This is a genomic window from Citrobacter sp. TBCP-5362, assembly GCF_005406305.1.
Classification (GTDB): domain Bacteria; phylum Pseudomonadota; class Gammaproteobacteria; order Enterobacterales; family Enterobacteriaceae; genus Citrobacter_B; species Citrobacter_B koseri.
In genome coordinates, this window is record NZ_CP040234.1 from 3943393 (window position 1) to 3959620 (window position 16228).

General features: G+C 55.4%; 16 protein-coding genes. 11 read left to right on the forward strand and 5 right to left on the reverse strand.

The window, feature by feature from the left end:
* The first annotated feature begins 2 nt into the window (after positions 1–2).
* The 4 genes from arcC to FD428_RS18780 all read left to right on the forward strand — a co-directional run bounded on the left by arcC (position 3) and on the right by FD428_RS18780 (position 4290).
* Positions 3–935, forward strand: coding sequence for a carbamate kinase (gene arcC / locus FD428_RS18765; protein ID WP_114848013.1), 933 nt, complete (start codon positions 3–5; stop codon positions 933–935).
* Between the two features lie 112 nt (positions 936–1047).
* Entirely contained in the window at positions 1048–2052 is a 1005-nt protein-coding gene (gene argF, locus FD428_RS18770) for an ornithine carbamoyltransferase (RefSeq protein WP_114848014.1), read from the forward strand.
* Positions 2053–2109: 57 nt separating this feature from the next.
* Positions 2110–3513 (forward strand): YfcC family protein, encoded by a 1404-nt coding sequence (locus tag FD428_RS18775; RefSeq protein ID WP_024130766.1) that lies wholly within the window; start codon positions 2110–2112, stop codon positions 3511–3513.
* 288 nt (positions 3514–3801) lie between these two features.
* Positions 3802–4290: an arginine repressor gene (locus FD428_RS18780; RefSeq protein WP_024130767.1), complete on the forward strand. Its 489-nt coding sequence runs from the start codon at positions 3802–3804 to the stop codon at positions 4288–4290.
* Here FD428_RS18780 and FD428_RS18785 read toward each other — a convergent pair.
* Positions 4281–4400, reverse strand: a complete 120-nt coding sequence (locus FD428_RS18785) for a hypothetical protein (RefSeq protein ID WP_077956855.1) — start codon at positions 4398–4400, stop codon at positions 4281–4283. The genes FD428_RS18780 and FD428_RS18785 overlap by 10 nt on opposite strands.
* Here FD428_RS18785 and pyrL point away from each other — a divergent pair.
* The 4 genes from pyrL (at position 4380) to ridA (ending at position 6386) form a co-directional block, all read left to right on the forward strand.
* Positions 4380–4514 (forward strand): pyr operon leader peptide, encoded by a 135-nt coding sequence (pyrL, locus tag FD428_RS18790; protein ID WP_024130768.1) that lies wholly within the window; start codon positions 4380–4382, stop codon positions 4512–4514. The genes FD428_RS18785 and pyrL overlap by 21 nt on opposite strands.
* A 2-nt stretch (positions 4515–4516) precedes the next feature.
* Complete coding sequence (gene pyrB, locus FD428_RS18795) at positions 4517–5452, forward strand: aspartate carbamoyltransferase (protein WP_114848015.1); 936 nt, start codon at positions 4517–4519, stop codon at positions 5450–5452.
* Positions 5453–5463: 11 nt separating this feature from the next.
* Complete coding sequence (gene pyrI / locus FD428_RS18800) at positions 5464–5925, forward strand: aspartate carbamoyltransferase regulatory subunit (RefSeq protein WP_012134341.1); 462 nt, start codon at positions 5464–5466, stop codon at positions 5923–5925.
* A 74-nt stretch (positions 5926–5999) separates the two neighbouring features.
* Positions 6000–6386: a 2-iminobutanoate/2-iminopropanoate deaminase gene (ridA, locus tag FD428_RS18805; protein WP_110494748.1), complete on the forward strand. Its 387-nt coding sequence runs from the start codon at positions 6000–6002 to the stop codon at positions 6384–6386.
* Positions 6387–6490: 104 nt separating this feature from the next.
* Here the strand turns inward: ridA and FD428_RS18810 are convergent, their stop codons facing one another.
* The 4 genes from FD428_RS18810 to mgtL all read right to left on the reverse strand — a co-directional run bounded on the left by FD428_RS18810 (position 6491) and on the right by mgtL (position 11952).
* Positions 6491–7777, reverse strand: coding sequence for a TRAP transporter large permease (locus FD428_RS18810; RefSeq protein ID WP_047459361.1), 1287 nt, complete (start codon positions 7775–7777; stop codon positions 6491–6493).
* A 30-nt stretch (positions 7778–7807) separates the two neighbouring features.
* The gene (locus tag FD428_RS18815; protein ID WP_012134344.1) at positions 7808–8317 is read right to left on the reverse strand and encodes a TRAP transporter small permease; all 510 of its coding nucleotides are present in this window, start codon (positions 8315–8317) and stop codon (positions 7808–7810) included.
* 474 nt (positions 8318–8791) lie between these two features.
* On the reverse strand, positions 8792–11500 hold the full coding sequence (gene mgtA / locus FD428_RS18820) for a magnesium-translocating P-type ATPase (RefSeq protein ID WP_047463800.1): 2709 nt from the start codon (positions 11498–11500) through the stop codon (positions 8792–8794).
* A gap of 143 nt (positions 11501–11643) precedes the next feature.
* Positions 11644–11952: a mgtA regulatory leader peptide MgtL gene (mgtL, locus tag FD428_RS21965; protein WP_071818874.1), complete on the reverse strand. Its 309-nt coding sequence runs from the start codon at positions 11950–11952 to the stop codon at positions 11644–11646.
* Here mgtL and treR point away from each other — a divergent pair.
* The 3 genes from treR (at position 11924) to treC (ending at position 16171) form a co-directional block, all read left to right on the forward strand.
* Positions 11924–12871: a trehalose operon repressor TreR gene (gene treR, locus FD428_RS18825; protein ID WP_012134348.1), complete on the forward strand. Its 948-nt coding sequence runs from the start codon at positions 11924–11926 to the stop codon at positions 12869–12871. The genes mgtL and treR overlap by 29 nt on opposite strands.
* A gap of 176 nt (positions 12872–13047) precedes the next feature.
* Positions 13048–14466, forward strand: coding sequence for a PTS trehalose transporter subunit IIBC (gene treB / locus FD428_RS18830; protein WP_024130770.1), 1419 nt, complete (start codon positions 13048–13050; stop codon positions 14464–14466).
* Between the two features lie 49 nt (positions 14467–14515).
* Positions 14516–16171, forward strand: a complete 1656-nt coding sequence (gene treC, locus FD428_RS18835; protein WP_012134350.1) for an alpha,alpha-phosphotrehalase — start codon at positions 14516–14518, stop codon at positions 16169–16171.
* Positions 16172–16228: the final 57 nt, after the last annotated feature.

A 16228-nucleotide genomic window follows, 5' to 3' on the forward strand; every position in this document is an offset into this window, starting at 1 on the left:
TTATGGACAACAAACCCACTCTGGTTGTCGCACTGGGCGGCAATGCGCTGCTCAAACGCGGCGAACCGCTGGAAGCGGATATCCAGCGTAAAAACATCGATCTGGCGGCAAAAACCATCGCTCAACTGACGCAACAGTGGCGCGTGGTGCTGGTACACGGCAACGGCCCGCAGGTTGGCCTGCTGGCGTTGCAGAACAGCGCCTATGACCGCGTCACCCCCTACCCGCTCGATATTCTCGGCGCGGAAAGCCAGGGGATGATCGGCTACATGCTGCAACAGTCGCTGAAAAACCAGCTTCCGCAGCGTGAAATCAGCGTCCTGCTTACTCAGGTGGAGGTGGATGCCGACGATCCGGCATTCCGCAACCCAACCAAATATATCGGCCCGGTTTATGACGGCGTCCAGGCCAACACGCTACAGGCGGAAAAAGGCTGGATTTTCAAAGCCGACGGAAAAGCGTTTCGCCGCGTAGTGCCTTCGCCACAGCCCAAACGCATCGTTGAGAGCGACGCGATCCGCACCCTGATCGCCCGCGACCATCTCGTGATCTGCAACGGTGGCGGCGGCGTGCCGGTAGTGGAAAAAGCCGATGGTTTTCATGGCATTGAAGCGGTGATCGACAAAGACCTCTCTGCCGCTCTGCTCGCCAGTCAAATCCACGCGGACGCGCTACTGATCCTGACCGATGCCGACGCGGTGTACCTCGACTGGGGCAAGCCAACCCAACGCCCGCTGGCTCAGGTAACGCCGGAACTGCTCAGCGAAATGCAGTTCGATGCCGGTTCGATGGGGCCGAAAGTCACCGCCTGCGCCGGGTTTGTCAGCCACTGCCAGGGGATTGCCGGCATCGGTTCACTGGCCGACGGCCCGGCCATTCTCAGCGGTGACAAAGGCACCCTGATTCGACCCGAAACCGTCGATTACGACGCATAAGGCGATTTCTGCCGGATGGCGGCGGCGCCTTATCCGGCCTACAGCACGCGCATAACCGTAGGCCTGATAAGCGCAGCGCCATCAGGTAATTCATTTTAACAAGGACACTGTAATGGCTACTTCACTGAAAAATCGCAACTTTCTTAAACTGCTCGACTTCACTCCGACGGAGATCCAGTACCTGATCGATCTGGCCATCGAGCTGAAAGCGGCAAAAAAAGCCGGGCGCGAGAAGCAAACGCTGGTCGGTAAAAACATCGCGCTAATTTTCGAAAAAACCTCCACCCGCACCCGCTGCGCGTTTGAGGTCGGCGCATTCGATCAGGGCGCACAGGTGACCTATCTCGGACCAAGCGGCTCGCAGATTGGGCATAAAGAATCCATGGAAGATACCGCCCGCGTGCTGGGCCGGATGTATGACGGCATTGAGTATCGCGGTTTTGGTCAGCAGATCGTTGAAGAACTGGGGCAGTACGCGGGCGTACCGGTGTGGAACGGCCTGACCGATGAATTTCACCCTACGCAGATCCTCGCCGACCTGATGACCATGCTGGAACATGCGCCGGGCAAAACGCTGCCTGAACTCAGCTTCGCTTACCTCGGCGACGCCCGCAATAACATGGGCAATTCGCTGATGGTCGGCGCGGCAAAAATGGGGATGGACATCCGCCTGGTCGCACCGAAATCCTTCTGGCCGGACGACGCACTGGTGGCGCAGTGTCGCGACATCGCCAGCGTCACCGGCGCGCGCATTACGCTAACCGAGGACGTGGAGGAAGGCGTTTATGACGTGGATTTCCTCTATACCGATGTCTGGGTGTCGATGGGCGAACCAAAAGAGGCGTGGGCGGAGCGCGTCAGCCTGATGAAGCCATACCAGATCAACCAGCAGGTCATCAACGCCACCGGCAACCCCAACGTGAAGTTTATGCACTGCCTGCCCGCCTTCCACAACGAGCACACCAAAGTGGGCCGCGAAATCGAGGCCGCCTATGGCCTGAAAGGACTGGAGGTGACGGAAGAGGTGTTCGAGTCAGCCCACTCCATCGTGTTTGACGAAGCGGAAAACCGTATGCACACCATTAAAGCGGTCATGGTGGCGACGCTCGGCGACTAACCCCTCCGGGCATGTGCCGCCTGACGACGCATGCCCGTGTTATCTGGAGAGAACACCATGGGCAAATTTAAATTTCCCAGCGCGTATACCATCCTGTTTATTCTTATCGCACTGGTCGCTGTGATGACCTGGATTGTCCCGGCGGGCAAATACCAGATGGCGATGAACCCCACGTTGGGTAAAGAGGTTCCGGTCGCGGGCACCTATGCTCCTGCCGAGTCGCATCCGCAAGGGATTACCGCCGTACTGTTGGCCCCCATTGACGGCCTCTACAACCACGAAACCTATACCGCAGGCGCAATCGATGTGGCGCTGTTTGTACTAATCATCGGCGGCTTTCTCGGCGTGGTGAACAAAACCGGTGCAATCGATGCGGGTATTGAACGCGTCACGGTACGGCTCAACGGCAAAGAGGAGTGGATGATCCCCATACTAATGGGACTCTTTGCCGCAGGCGGGACGATTTACGGGATGGCGGAAGAGTCACTCCCCTTCTACACGCTGCTGGTTCCGGTGATGATGGCCGCTCGATTCGATCCGCTGGTCGCGGCCGCCACCGTGCTGCTCGGCGCAGGTATTGGCACACTCGGTTCGACCATCAACCCTTTTGCCACGGTGATTGCCGCCAACGCCGCCGGAATCCCGTTCACTCAGGGTATGCTGTTACGCATCATTCTGCTGGTCGTTGGTTATGTTATTTGCGTGGTCTGGGTGATGCGCTATGCCCGCAAAGTGCGCAGCAACCCGGAGTTATCTATCGTGGCGGATAAGATGGAGGAGAACCGCGCTCACTTTCTTGGCAACCGTTCCAGCACGCTGCTGGAGTTCACCGCAACCCGCAAATGGATCTTGCTGATTTTCGCCGCCGCCTTTGCCGTGATGATTTACGGCGTCGCGGTTCTCGGCTGGTGGATGGCGGAAATTTCCGGCGTTTTCCTGGCGTCCGCGATTATCGTCGGCGTTATCGCCCGGATGAGCGAAGAGGCGTTCACCAGTACGTTTATCGACGGCGCGCGGGATCTGCTTGGCGTAGCGCTGATTATCGGTATTGCACGCGGCATTGTGGTGGTGATGGATAATGGCATGATTACGCATACCATTTTGCACAGCGCGGAAAATCTGGTATCTGGCTTGTCCACCACCATTTTTATCAATGTCACTTACTGGCTGGAAGTATTGCTCTCATTCCTGGTGCCCTCTTCCTCTGGTCTGGCGGTGTTGACCATGCCGATCATGGCGCCGTTAGCGGACTTCGCCCATGTGCAACGGGATCTGGTGGTAACGGCGTATCAATCGGCGTCCGGGATTGTGAACCTGATTACGCCGACGTCGGCGGTCGTAATGGGAGGGCTGGCGATTGCGCGCGTGCCGTATGTGCGGTATCTGAAGTGGGTCGCGCCGCTGCTGCTGATCCTGACGCTACTGAATATGGCTGTTTTGAGCGTTGGCGCAATGCTGTAACTCCCGCCGGATGGCGCTTCGCTTATCCGGCCTACAGGTTACGCATTTTGTAGGCCGGATAAGGCGCTTTAGCGCCGCCATCCGGCACAGGCCAACAGGTTGCGTATTCCGTAGGCCGGATAAGGCGCTTTAGCGCCGCCATCCGGCAAACGAACGCAGCCAATACGCTTTCTTTTTTGACTGGCTTCTCACTTTCCTGCAAAACCGACCGGTTGATTCGTTATCAATGTGACAAACAGGATGAATTTCGCTAGTCCATTGATATCAATGACAAAGCAAGGTGCATATATGAAGGAATACAATGATTGCTCCGCCAAAGAACAGCAGCAACTGGCGGTATGTCAGCGCCTGATTACAGAAAAAAGTTACTTATCCCAGGAGGAAATACGTCGCGATCTGCAAAACCACGGCTTCGAAGGCATCAGCCAGTCGACCGTTTCACGTCTGTTGAAACTGCTCGGCGTCATAAAAATAAGAAATACAAAGGGACAAAAAATTTATTCCGTAAATCCGCAATTGCGCCCCGCTCCTGACGCTGCGCGATCGATATCCGAGATGGTGGTCAGCGTGGAACACAATAGCGAATTTATCCTTATCCACACGGTGGCCGGTTATGGCCGCGCCGTTGCCAGAATCCTGGATTATCACGCCCTGCCGGAAATTTTAGGAGTGATCGCGGGCAGCAGTATCGTCTGGGTCGCGCCACGGGTCGTACAGCGCACCGGGCTTGTTCACAAGCAAATTAATTATTTATTAAAAATGAATTCTTATTCATGAGAACCGTTTGCGATGAATAAAATGTGCATTAATCGCTTGATCCCATAACATAGCTGAGTATAATCGCGGACAATTTGCCGGGAGGAAGTATGGTTCAGTGTGTACGACATTCTGTCTTACCGCGTCTGAAAACAGACGCTGGACTGCCGTTTTTCTTCCCGTTGCTCACCTATTCCAGGCCCCTCATTGAGGGGCTTTTTTTTTGCCCAGGCGTCAGGAGATAAACATGGCTAACCCGCTATACCAAAAACACATCATTTCCATAAACGACCTCAGCCGCGATGACCTCAATCTGGTCCTGGCGACGGCGGCGAAATTAAAAGCCAATCCACAGCCGGAGCTGCTGAAGCATAAAGTGATCGCCAGCTGCTTCTTCGAGGCATCCACACGCACCCGCCTGTCGTTTGAAACCTCGATGCACCGCCTCGGCGCCAGCGTGGTGGGCTTTTCCGACAGCGCTAACACGTCGCTGGGCAAAAAAGGCGAGACGCTGGCGGATACCATCTCCGTTATCAGCACTTATGTGGACGCGATTGTGATGCGTCACCCACAGGAAGGTGCAGCGCGTCTGGCGACCGAGTTCTCCGGCAACGTGCCGGTACTGAACGCCGGCGACGGCGCAAACCAGCATCCGACCCAGACGCTGCTGGATCTGTTTACCATTCAGGAAACCCAGGGCCGCCTGGACAATCTGAACATCGCTATGGTCGGCGACCTGAAATATGGCCGAACCGTACACTCACTGACGCAGGCGCTGGCGAAGTTTGACGGCAACCGCTTCTACTTTATCGCGCCGGACGCGCTGGCGATGCCGCAATACATTCTGGATATGCTGGATGATAAAGGCATTGCCTGGAGTCTGCACAGCGCCATCGAAGAGGTGATGGCGGAAGTGGATATTCTGTATATGACCCGCGTGCAGAAAGAGCGTCTGGACCCGTCCGAATACGCCAACGTCAAAGCGCAGTTTGTCCTGCGCGCCAGCGACCTGAACGGCGCGCGTGAAAACATGAAGGTTCTGCATCCGCTGCCGCGTATTGATGAGATCACCACCGACGTAGATAAAACGCCGCACGCCTGGTACTTCCAGCAGGCAGGAAACGGTATTTTCGCTCGCCAGGCGTTACTGGCACTGGTTCTGAATAGCGATCTGGCACTGTAAGGGGAAAAGAGATGACACACGACAATAAACTACAGGTTGAAGCGATCAAACGTGGCACCGTAATCGACCACATTCCCGCGCAGGTTGGCTTTAAGTTACTGACGCTGTTCAAACTGACCGAGACCGATCAGCGCATCACCATCGGCCTTAACCTGCCGTCCGGCGAGATGGGTCGTAAGGACCTGATTAAAATCGAGAACACCTTCCTGACCGAAGAACAGGTTAACCAGCTCTCCCTGTACGCGCCGCAGGCAACGGTAAACCGCATCGACAACTATGATGTGGTGGGCAAATCGCGCCCGAGCCTGCCGGATCGCATCGACAACGTGCTGGTCTGCCCGAACAGCAACTGCATCAGTCATGCTGAGCCGGTTTCATCCAGTTTTGCAGTGAAAAAACGCACAGATGACATTGCGCTCAAATGTAAATACTGCGAAAAAGAGTTTTCGCATTATGTGGTGCTGGCCAACTAATTGAGGTTGGTAATGGGTATCCGGCTCCCTATAATGACCTGTACCTAATTTACCGCTGTAATTCAGGAGAAATCATGAGCAAAACTATCGCGACGGAAAATGCACCCGCAGCTATCGGCCCATACGTTCAGGGCGTTGACCTGGGCAGCATGATCATCACTTCCGGTCAGATCCCGGTTGATCCAAAAACCGGCAGCGTACCGGATGACGTGTCCGCTCAGGCGCGCCAGTCGCTGGAAAACGTAAAAGCTATCGTCGAAGCCGCAGGCCTGAAAGTGGGCGACATCGTGAAAACAACCGTGTTCGTTAAAGACCTGAACGACTTCGCGACCGTGAATGCGACCTATGAAGCGTTCTTCACCGAGCATAATGCGACCTTCCCGGCACGTTCATGCGTTGAAGTTGCGCGTCTGCCGAAAGACGTAAAAATCGAGATCGAAGCGATCGCTATTCGCCGCTAAGTCTCCTTAAAAATATGTCTGCGCCGGATGGCAGCTTCGCCTTATCCGGCCTACGGGAAGCGCCGTTTGTAGGCCCGGTAAGCGCCAGCGCCACCGGGCATTTATCACATCACCCCAAATAGTTTCGGCAGGAACAGCGAGATCGCCGGAATATAGGTCACTAACATCAACACCAGGAAGAGTACCGCGTAGAACGGCAGCATCGCCTTCACCACCTGCTCTATTTTCTGCTTACTCACCGCACTGGCAACAAACAGCACCGATCCCACCGGCGGCGTAATCAGGCCGATCCCAAGATTCACCAGCATGATCATGCCGAAATGCACCGGATCAATACCCAATGCCGTAGTGACCGGCAGCAGAACAGGCGTCAGGATCAGGATCAGCGGCGCCATGTCCATCAGTGTCCCGATCAGCAGCAGCATAATGTTAATGCACATCAGGATGACGTATTTGTTATCTGAAATACTGGTGAACGCCTCGGTAATGCGCATCGGCAGCTGCATGTAGGTCATGATGGCGCCAAATGCGGCGGCGAACCCGATCAGGATCATCACAATGGTGACCGTTTTTACCGTGCGGTACATCAGCTTCGGCAGTTCAGACCATTTGTAGTCGCGGTAGATAAACATAGTGACGAAGAAGGCCCACAGACAGGCGATCGCCGCCGATTCCGTCGCGGTGAAGATGCCGGAGAGAATCCCGCCCATGATGATGACAACCGTCATCAGCCCCCACAGCGTATCGACAAAAATCTTCAACGCCTGGCGAAACGGCACCCGCTCGCCTTTCGGATAACCGCGCTTATGGGCAAAACCGACGCACATCACCATCAGGGTAAAACTTAACAGCAGCCCCGGTAGAATGCCGGCGATAAACAGCGCGGCAATCGATACCGTACCGCCCGTCGCCAGCGAATAAATCACCGAGTTGTGGCTGGGCGGCGTCAGGATCGCCTGTACGGAGCCGCTGGCGGTGACCGCCGCCGCGAAGTCACGCGGATAGCCTTTTTTATCCATCTCCGGGATCATCACCGAGCCGATAGACGCCGTATCCGCGACGGACGAGCCGGAAATCGCGCCAAAAAAGGTAGACGCCACAATGTTCACCAGCGACAGCCCGCCGCGTATAAAGCCGACAAAGATGTAGGCGAAGTTCACCAGGCGACGCGCAATACCGCCCTCCGCCATAATCGCCCCCGCCAGAATAAAAAATGGGATCGCCAGCAGCGAAAATTTGTTCACGCCGCTGGTGAGCTGGATCATGACCGCTTCCAGGGGAATGTCGATATACCAGGCGCCAATGATCGCGCTAATGCCCACCGCGTATGCTACCGGCACCCCAATCGCCAGCATAATGCCGAGCGTAAAGACGAGAATAAATGCATCCATCTGCTTTCCTTTATGAAATGGGGTCGCGCATTAATGGGTTGAGCCCAGCATGACGACAGGACGTTGATACTGCGAACCACGGAAAATTTTCTCGATAATGAAAAGCAGCGTGATGGCAGAGCCGACAGGCAACGGCAGGTAGTTCTCTCCCGCTGATAACAGAGGAAATTCCGCCACCGGCTGTTCCCACAGGTCGTAGCACAGCAGGGAGCCGTACCAGAGGATAAACAGGCTGACGGCCATCAGCATCAGATCCGCCACAATGAAACAGATTCGCTGCGCGCCCTCGCTCAGGCGGTCGGTCACCATGCTGACGGCAATATGGGAACCCGCGCGATAGCTCACCGCTGCGCCAACAAAGGTGAATGTCACCATGCAAAGAATGGCGACCGGTTCCGGCCATGACAACGCGCTGTTCATCACATAGCGCGCAAATATCCCGACGGGAATAACGGCCACCATAATCAACAGCGCCAATCCGGCAACCCACATTGAGATTCGGTAAAACAAATCCATTACCGACGAATAAAATTCACCCATGGTCGTCCCCTTGAATTAATCTTTAGGTTCAGGCGGATAAAGTCCTTACCCCGCCAGAGGTATTACTTCATATCCTGAATCCGTTTAATCAAATCCTGGCGATCTTTATAGGGTTCGCTGGCAGTTTAAAAAATGCCATGAATAGCGCTAACTGACAGGATAAAAGAGTGCCGGGCTTAACTTACAGTTATATATGACCTTTTACAGCGTAGCCTGCGCAGGCCAACGCATGTAAGAAAGTATTACGATAATTATGTTCATAAAATATGACTGAATGGAAATATTTTTAGCACGCTGTTTCATTTTTGCAATGAAGGTCTTTTTCCTGATAAAAAGATGTCTGAAAGAGGAGTAAAATTGTGATCCGTCACACTCTTTAGTATTTCAAAAAAAATAAAACAGGAACTTTCGTGAGGATATATTTTCGGAGTTATAGAAAAGCGTAATGGCTGCCGCAGCAGCCATTATTCTGGATTATTGCCAGCCGTAACGACGGCTATAAAAACCTTTCACTAATTGTGTCAATGTCATATAACCCGCGAGAATAGCGATCAGCCACGGGAAGTAGCTCAGCGGCAGCGCCTGTAATTGCAGATAGCCCGCCAACGGCGAGAACGGCAGCGCGATACCCACCACCATCACCACCAGCGTCATCAGCATCAACGGCCATGCGGCGCGGCTCTGAATAAACGGTACGCGGCGCGTGCGAATCATATGCACAATCAATGTTTGCGATAACAGCCCGACGACAAACCAACCCGACTGGAACAGGGTTTGCGCTTCCGGCACATTCGCATGGAATACCCACCACATCAGGCAGAAGGTCAGGATGTCGAAAATCGAACTGATTGGCCCGAAGAAGATCATAAAACGCCCCAGATCGGCGGGATTCCAGCGTTGTGGCTTCTGGATCTGCTCGTCATCCACGTTATCAAACGGGATCGCCACCTGGGATACATCGTACAGCAGGTTCTGAATCAGTAAGTGCAGCGGCAGCATTGGCAGGAAGGGCAAGAATGCGCTCGCCACCAGCACGCTAAAGACGTTACCAAAGTTAGAACTCGCGGTCATTTTGATGTATTTCAGCATGTTGGAGAACGTGCGACGCCCTTCGATAACGCCCTCTTCCAGCACCATCAGGCTCTTTTCCAACAGGATGATATCCGCAGCTTCGCGGGCAATATCCACGGCGCCATCAACGGAAATGCCGATATCCGCCGCACGCAATGCCGGAGCATCATTGATGCCATCGCCCATAAAGCCAACCACATGCCCTTCGCGTTTCAGCAGCGTGACGATGCGCTCTTTGTGCATCGGCGTCAGGCGGGCAAACAGCGTGGTGCGCGCGGCAAGTTCCGCCAGTTCATCATCGCTCAGCCCTTCGATATCACTGCCAGTCACCACATCGCCCGCATCAAGCCCGACTTCATGGCATACTTTCGCCGCCACCAGTTCGCTGTCGCCAGTGAGGATCTTCACGGTAATGCCGCTCTCTTTCAGCGCCTTCAGCGCCGGAGCGGTCGTCTCTTTCGGCGGATCGAGAAACGCAATGTAGCCTTCGAGGATCAGGTCAGACTCATCAATGCGTTGATAATCCCCTTCCCGCGCAGGCAGATACTTCGTGGCAACGGCTACCACGCGCAGCCCCTGGCGGTTCAGCGTATCCGTTACGCGCTTCACCCGGCGCAGCATGTTGTCATCCATCGGCACAATATCGCCATTGTGGCGCACCTGGGTGCAGACGCTGAGGATCTCCTGCAACGCGCCTTTGCACACCAGTTGATGCACATCGGCTTCTTCCGCCACCACTACGGACATCCGGCGACGCTCAAAATCAAACGGGATCTCATCAATTTTCTGCCAGCGCCCGGAGAGCTGACGCGCAGACTCTTCATCCACGCCTTCCAGCACTGCGGTATCCAGCAGATTTTTCAACCCGGTCTGGTAGTGGCTGTTCAGCCAGGCGGAATGCAGCACGCGTTCGCTGGGCTTGCCGGAGACATCCGTATGGTTCTCCAGCACAATTTTATCCTGAGTCAGCGTGCCGGTTTTGTCGGTGCAGAGAATATCCATCGCGCCGAAGTTCTGAATGGCGTCCAGGTGCTTAACAATGACTTTTTGCTTCGACAGTTTCACCGCCCCGCGCGCCAGCGTGGAGGTGACAATCATCGGCAGCATTTCCGGCGTCAGGCCTACCGCGACCGAGAGCGCAAACAGCGCCGCTTCCCACCAGTCGCCTTTGGTATAGCCGTTAATGATCAACACGATAGGCGCCATGACCAGCATAAAGCGGATCAACAGCATACTGACGCGGCTGATGCCTTTCTGAAACGCGTTTTGCTCGCTTTCCTGCTCGCTCACGCGGCCAGCCAGTTGACCAAACCAGGTCTCGCCGCCCGTCGCGATGACGATCGCCTGCGCCGTCCCGCTCACCACGTTGGTGCCCATAAAGCACAGCGTGTCGCATTCCAGCGGATTGCTTTGCTTAGGGTCGCGGGTCGTCGCCACTTTTTCTACCGGCAGAGATTCGCCCGTGAGCGAAGCCTGCGCAACAAACAGATCGCGCGCCTGAATAACGCGTAAATCCGCCGGGATCATATCGCCCGCCGCCAGCTTGATAATATCGCCCGGCACCAGTTGGTCGATGGGCAGCTCAACCCAGCTGTTCTCGCCTTTTTCATTGATAACGCGCAGCACCGTAGCGGTATTGCTGACCATCGCCTTCAACGCATCTGCCGCTTTGGTCGAACGCGCTTCCTGCACAAAATTCAGCAGCGTCGAAATCCCGACCATCAGCGCAATAACGCCTGCGGCAAACAGATCTTCCGTGGCATAGGAGATGACGCCGAGAATGGTCAGCAAGATATTGAAAGGGTTGCGATAGCAGACCCACAGGTGTCTCCACCACGGAGTCGGCTTCTGTGTGGGCAGCTGATTTTCACCGTATTTCTCGCGCGCATCCTCCACCTCTGCGACATTCAGCCCCTCAGGATGCGCATCGAATGCGCGCCAGAGCGCCGCTTCTTCCATCACCGCCATTTTCAGGCAGCGATCGCTCAATGACGGGGGAATCGGAGTATTCGCAACGCTCTGCGCACTGGGCAGAGGGTCACGATGCACCAGACGATGAGGTAAATGACGGTTAAGGCGGGCAAACAGCTCGCGGGTGATATTTTTCAGCATAAGCAGTCCCTCCGCGCCGAAAAAGCGGCGCAGAAACATCTCTCAGGCGCGGCAAAGCCTTACCTGACGATAATTTAAAGCGATAACAGGGACGTCGGGAACGTCACTGCCTTACGTATCCGGTAAGACAGTGAAAAACAGGCTTACCGGAAAGGGCTATTTCTCCATCGCGGGAGAGGGGTGGGTTCGGGATCCATGCAGCCTCCGGTAAGTGAATGATTGGCGCCGCGCATTATACGCAGAAAACCATAAGGTTTGTGGCAATTATGGCGGTATGATACCGCCGTGTAATTAAACCAAACGTATACACAAAAACATTTAGCTTGAAGGATGAAGCGTATAAACCAGACTTTACCCATTGCCCCTGGCTTGAGTAAAGTTACTCTTTTTGACACAACTTGATGCGCACCACGGGAAAACAGGATGCAGAATCGGCTGACCATTAAAGACATTGCCCGCTTAAGCGGCGTAGGGAAATCCACCGTTTCCCGCGTGCTCAACAACGAAAGCGGGGTAAGTGAACGGACTCGTGAACGTGTGGAAGCCGTAATGAATCAACATGGTTTTTCCCCTTCCCGTTCCGCACGCGCCATGCGCGGGCAAAGTGATAAAGTGGTCGCCATTATTGTTACCCGTCTGGATTCCCTGTCAGAAAACCTCGCCGTCCAGACCATGCTGCCCGCGTTTTACGAGCAGGGTTACGATCCCATCATGATGGAGAGCCAGTTCTCGCCAGAACTGGTAGAAGAGCACCTGGGGATGCTCAGACGGCGTAACATTGACGGCGTGGTGCTGTTCGGTTTTACCGGTATTTGCGAGGAGATGCTTGCGCCCTGGCAGGCCTCGCTGGTGCTGCTGGCAAGGGACGCCAGCGGTTTTGCGTCGGTGTGCTATGACGACGAAGGCGCTATCCATACCTTAATGCAGCGTCTGTATGACCAGGGACATCGGGCGATCAGCTTTCTCGGCGTGCCTCACAGCGACGTCACGACCGGTAAGCGCCGTCACGAAGCCTATCTGAGTTTCTGCAAAAAAAATAAACTGCACCCTGTCGCCGCTCTGCCTGGCCTGGCGATGAAACAAGGCTATGAGCACGCTGCGGATGTCATTACGCCAGACACCAGCGCGCTGGTCTGCGCGACCGATACGCTGGCGCTGGGCGCCAGTAAATATTTGCAGGAACAGCGTATCGATTCTCTGCAACTGGCGAGCGTCGGGAACACGCCGCTGATGAAATTTCTCCACCCGGAGATTATCACGGTTGATCCCGGTTACGCTGAAGCCGGGAAACAAGCGGCCTTACAGCTGATCGAACAAATCAACGGCCGCAGCGATCCCCGCCAGATCGTCATTCCGTCTACCCTCTCCTGATTCTTTTCTGAACGGTAATTTGTGATCTTCGCTGCGTTTCGGGAACGTTCCCATTTTTTAATATTCACCGAAGATATACTCTTGCGCCAACAACGTAAGAGCTGCCGGATGGCGACGCTAAAGCGTCTTATCATCCGGCTTACAGGGACACATTTCATCTGCCACGGGGCTTTATGATGAGCAAAGTAAAACAAGCTGATATAGACCAGCTGATTGAACTGGTCGGCGGGCGAGACAATATCGCCACGGTGAGCCACTGCATTACTCGCCTGCGCTTTGTGCTGAACCAGCCAGCAAATGCCAGACCGAAAGAAATTGAACAATTACCGATGGTTAAAGGCTGCTTCACCAACGCCGGGCAGTTCCAGGTGGTGATTGGCACTGACGTTGGCGACTACTACAACGCGCTGCTGGCGACCACCGGTCAGGCGCACGCCGACAAAGAGCAGGCTAAAAAAGCCGCGCGGCAGAATATGAAATGGCACGAGCAGTTGATCTCCCACTTCGCTGAGATCTTCTTCCCGCTGCTGCCTGCGCTGATCAGCGGCGGTCTGATCTTAGGTTTTCGCAACGTGATCGGCGATCTGCCGATGAGCAACGGCCAGACGCTGGCGCAGATGCATCCCGCGCTGAAAACGATCTACGACTTCCTGTGGCTGATCGGCGAAGCGATCTTCTTCTACCTGCCGGTCGGGATCTGCTGGTCTGCGGTGAAGAAAATGGGCGGCACGCCGATCCTCGGTATCGTACTCGGCGTAACGCTGGTGTCGCCGCAGTTGATGAACGCCTATCTGCTGGGCCAGCAGGCTCCTGAAGTGTGGGACTTCGGCATGTTCAGCATTGCGAAAGTCGGCTATCAGGCGCAGGTCATCCCGGCATTGCTGGCGGGTCTGGCGCTCGGCTTTATTGAAACGCGCATGAAGCGCATCGTGCCGGATTACCTCTATCTGGTGGTGGTGCCGGTATGCTCGTTGATCCTCGCGGTCTTTCTCGCACACGCCTTTATCGGCCCGTTTGGCCGCATGATTGGCGATGGTGTGGCCTTTGCGGTGCGCCATCTGATGACCGGGAGTTTCGCCCCTGTCGGCGCGGCGCTGTTCGGCTTCCTGTATGCTCCGTTGGTCATTACCGGCGTACATCAGACTACGCTGGCTATCGATATGCAGATGATTCAGAGCATGGGCGGTACGCCGGTATGGCCGTTGATTGCGCTGTCGAATATCGCCCAGGCTTCCGCTGTGGTGGGCATTATTATCTCCAGCCGTAAGCACAACGAACGCGAAATTTCCGTTCCGGCCGCCATCTCCGCCTACCTCGGCGTGACCGAACCGGCGATGTACGGCATCAACCTGAAATACCGCTTCCCGATGCTGTGCGCCATGATCGGCTCTGGCCTCGCCGGGTTGTTATGCGGCCTGAACGGCGTCATGGCGAACGGGATCGGCGTCGGCGGCTTGCCGGGCATTCTTTCCATCCAGCCGAGCTACTGGCAGGTGTTTAGCATGGCGATGGCGATCGCGGTCGTCATCCCAATCGTGCTGACTTCCGTTATCTATCAGCGTAAGTACCGTCAGGGCACGTTGCAGATTGTCTGATTCTTCTTCGGGGCGCAGTTGCGCCCCATCGCATATGTAGGTTACAAGCATGAATACCCTTCCCCACTGGTGGCAAAACGGCGTTATTTACCAGATCTATCCCAAAAGTTTTCAGGACACGACCGGCAGCGGAACCGGCGATTTACGCGGCGTTACGCAGCGCCTTGATTACCTGCAAAAACTGGGGGTGGATGCTATCTGGCTGACGCCATTCTATGTTTCACCGCAGATTGATAACGGCTACGACGTCGCGAACTACACCGCCATCGACCCGGCCTACGGCACGCTGGATGATTTTGACGAACTGGCGGCGCAGGCCAAAGCGCGCGGCATCCGCATTATTCTGGATATGGTGTTTAACCACACCTCCACGCAGCATGCCTGGTTCCACAACGCGCTGAATAAAGAGAGTCCGCACCGGGAGTTTTATATCTGGCGCGACGGTACGCCGGATGCGCCGCCCAATAACTGGCGCTCCAAATTTGGCGGCAGCGCCTGGCGCTGGCATGCCCAGAGCGAACAGTATTACCTGCACCTTTTCGCCCCGGAGCAGGCCGACCTGAACTGGGAAAATCCGGCGGTGCGCGCTGAGCTGAAAAAAGTGTGTGAATTCTGGGCCGATCGCGGCGTGGACGGGCTGCGCCTGGATGTCGTGAACCTCATCTCCAAAGATCAGCGTTTCCCGAACGATCTGGACGGCGATGGTCGCCGCTTTTACACCGACGGGCCGCGCGCGCATGAGTTCTTGCACGAGATGAACCGTGACGTTTTTACTCCGCGTAACCTGATGACGGTGGGCGAAATGTCATCCACCACCCTGGAAAACTGTCAGCGGTATGCCGCTCTCGATGGCAGCGAGCTGTCGATGACCTTTAACTTCCATCATCTGAAAGTCGATTATCCCGGCGGCGAGAAATGGACGCTGGCAAAGCCGGATTACGTGGCGCTAAAAGCGTTGTTTCGCCACTGGCAGCAGGGGATGCATAACGTTGCCTGGAATGCCCTGTTCTGGTGTAACCACGATCAGCCGCGTATCGTGTCGCGCTTTGGCGACGAAGGCGAACTGCGGGTTCCGGCGGCGAAGATGCTGGCGATGGTGCTGCACGGTATGCAGGGTACGCCCTATATCTACCAGGGCGAAGAAATTGGCATGACAAACCCGCATTTCTCCCACATCACCGATTACCGTGACGTGGAAAGCCACAACATGTTTGCCGGGCTGCGCGCCCAGGGCCGGGAAGCCAATGATCTACTGGCTATTCTTGCCAGCAAATCCCGCGATAACAGCCGCACGCCCATGCAGTGGGATAGCAGCGCGAATGCAGGGTTTACGCAAGGCGAGCCGTGGATCAACCTCTGCGATAACTATGCGGACATCAACGTGGCGGCGGCGCTAAATGATGAAGACTCGGTGTTCTACACCTATCAAAGACTGATTGCCTTGCGCAAAACAGAGCCGGTCTTAACCTGGGGGAATTATCAGGATCTGCTGCCGGACAGCCCGCATGTATGGTGCTATCGCCGCGAATGGCAGGGGCAGCGGTTACTGGTGGTCGCCAACCTGAGCAACGCCTGTCAGGCCTGGCTGCCAGAGCATCACGAAGGAAACTGGCAGGCGCTGATGCACAACTACGACGAGGTTGCCACCCGCCCTGCCGCCATGACGTTACGCCCGTTTGAGGCCGTCTGGTGGTTGCAGAAGTAATCACAACGGGATACGGACAGACCTGTCTGTATCCCGGATTATTCAGCCCACAGATAT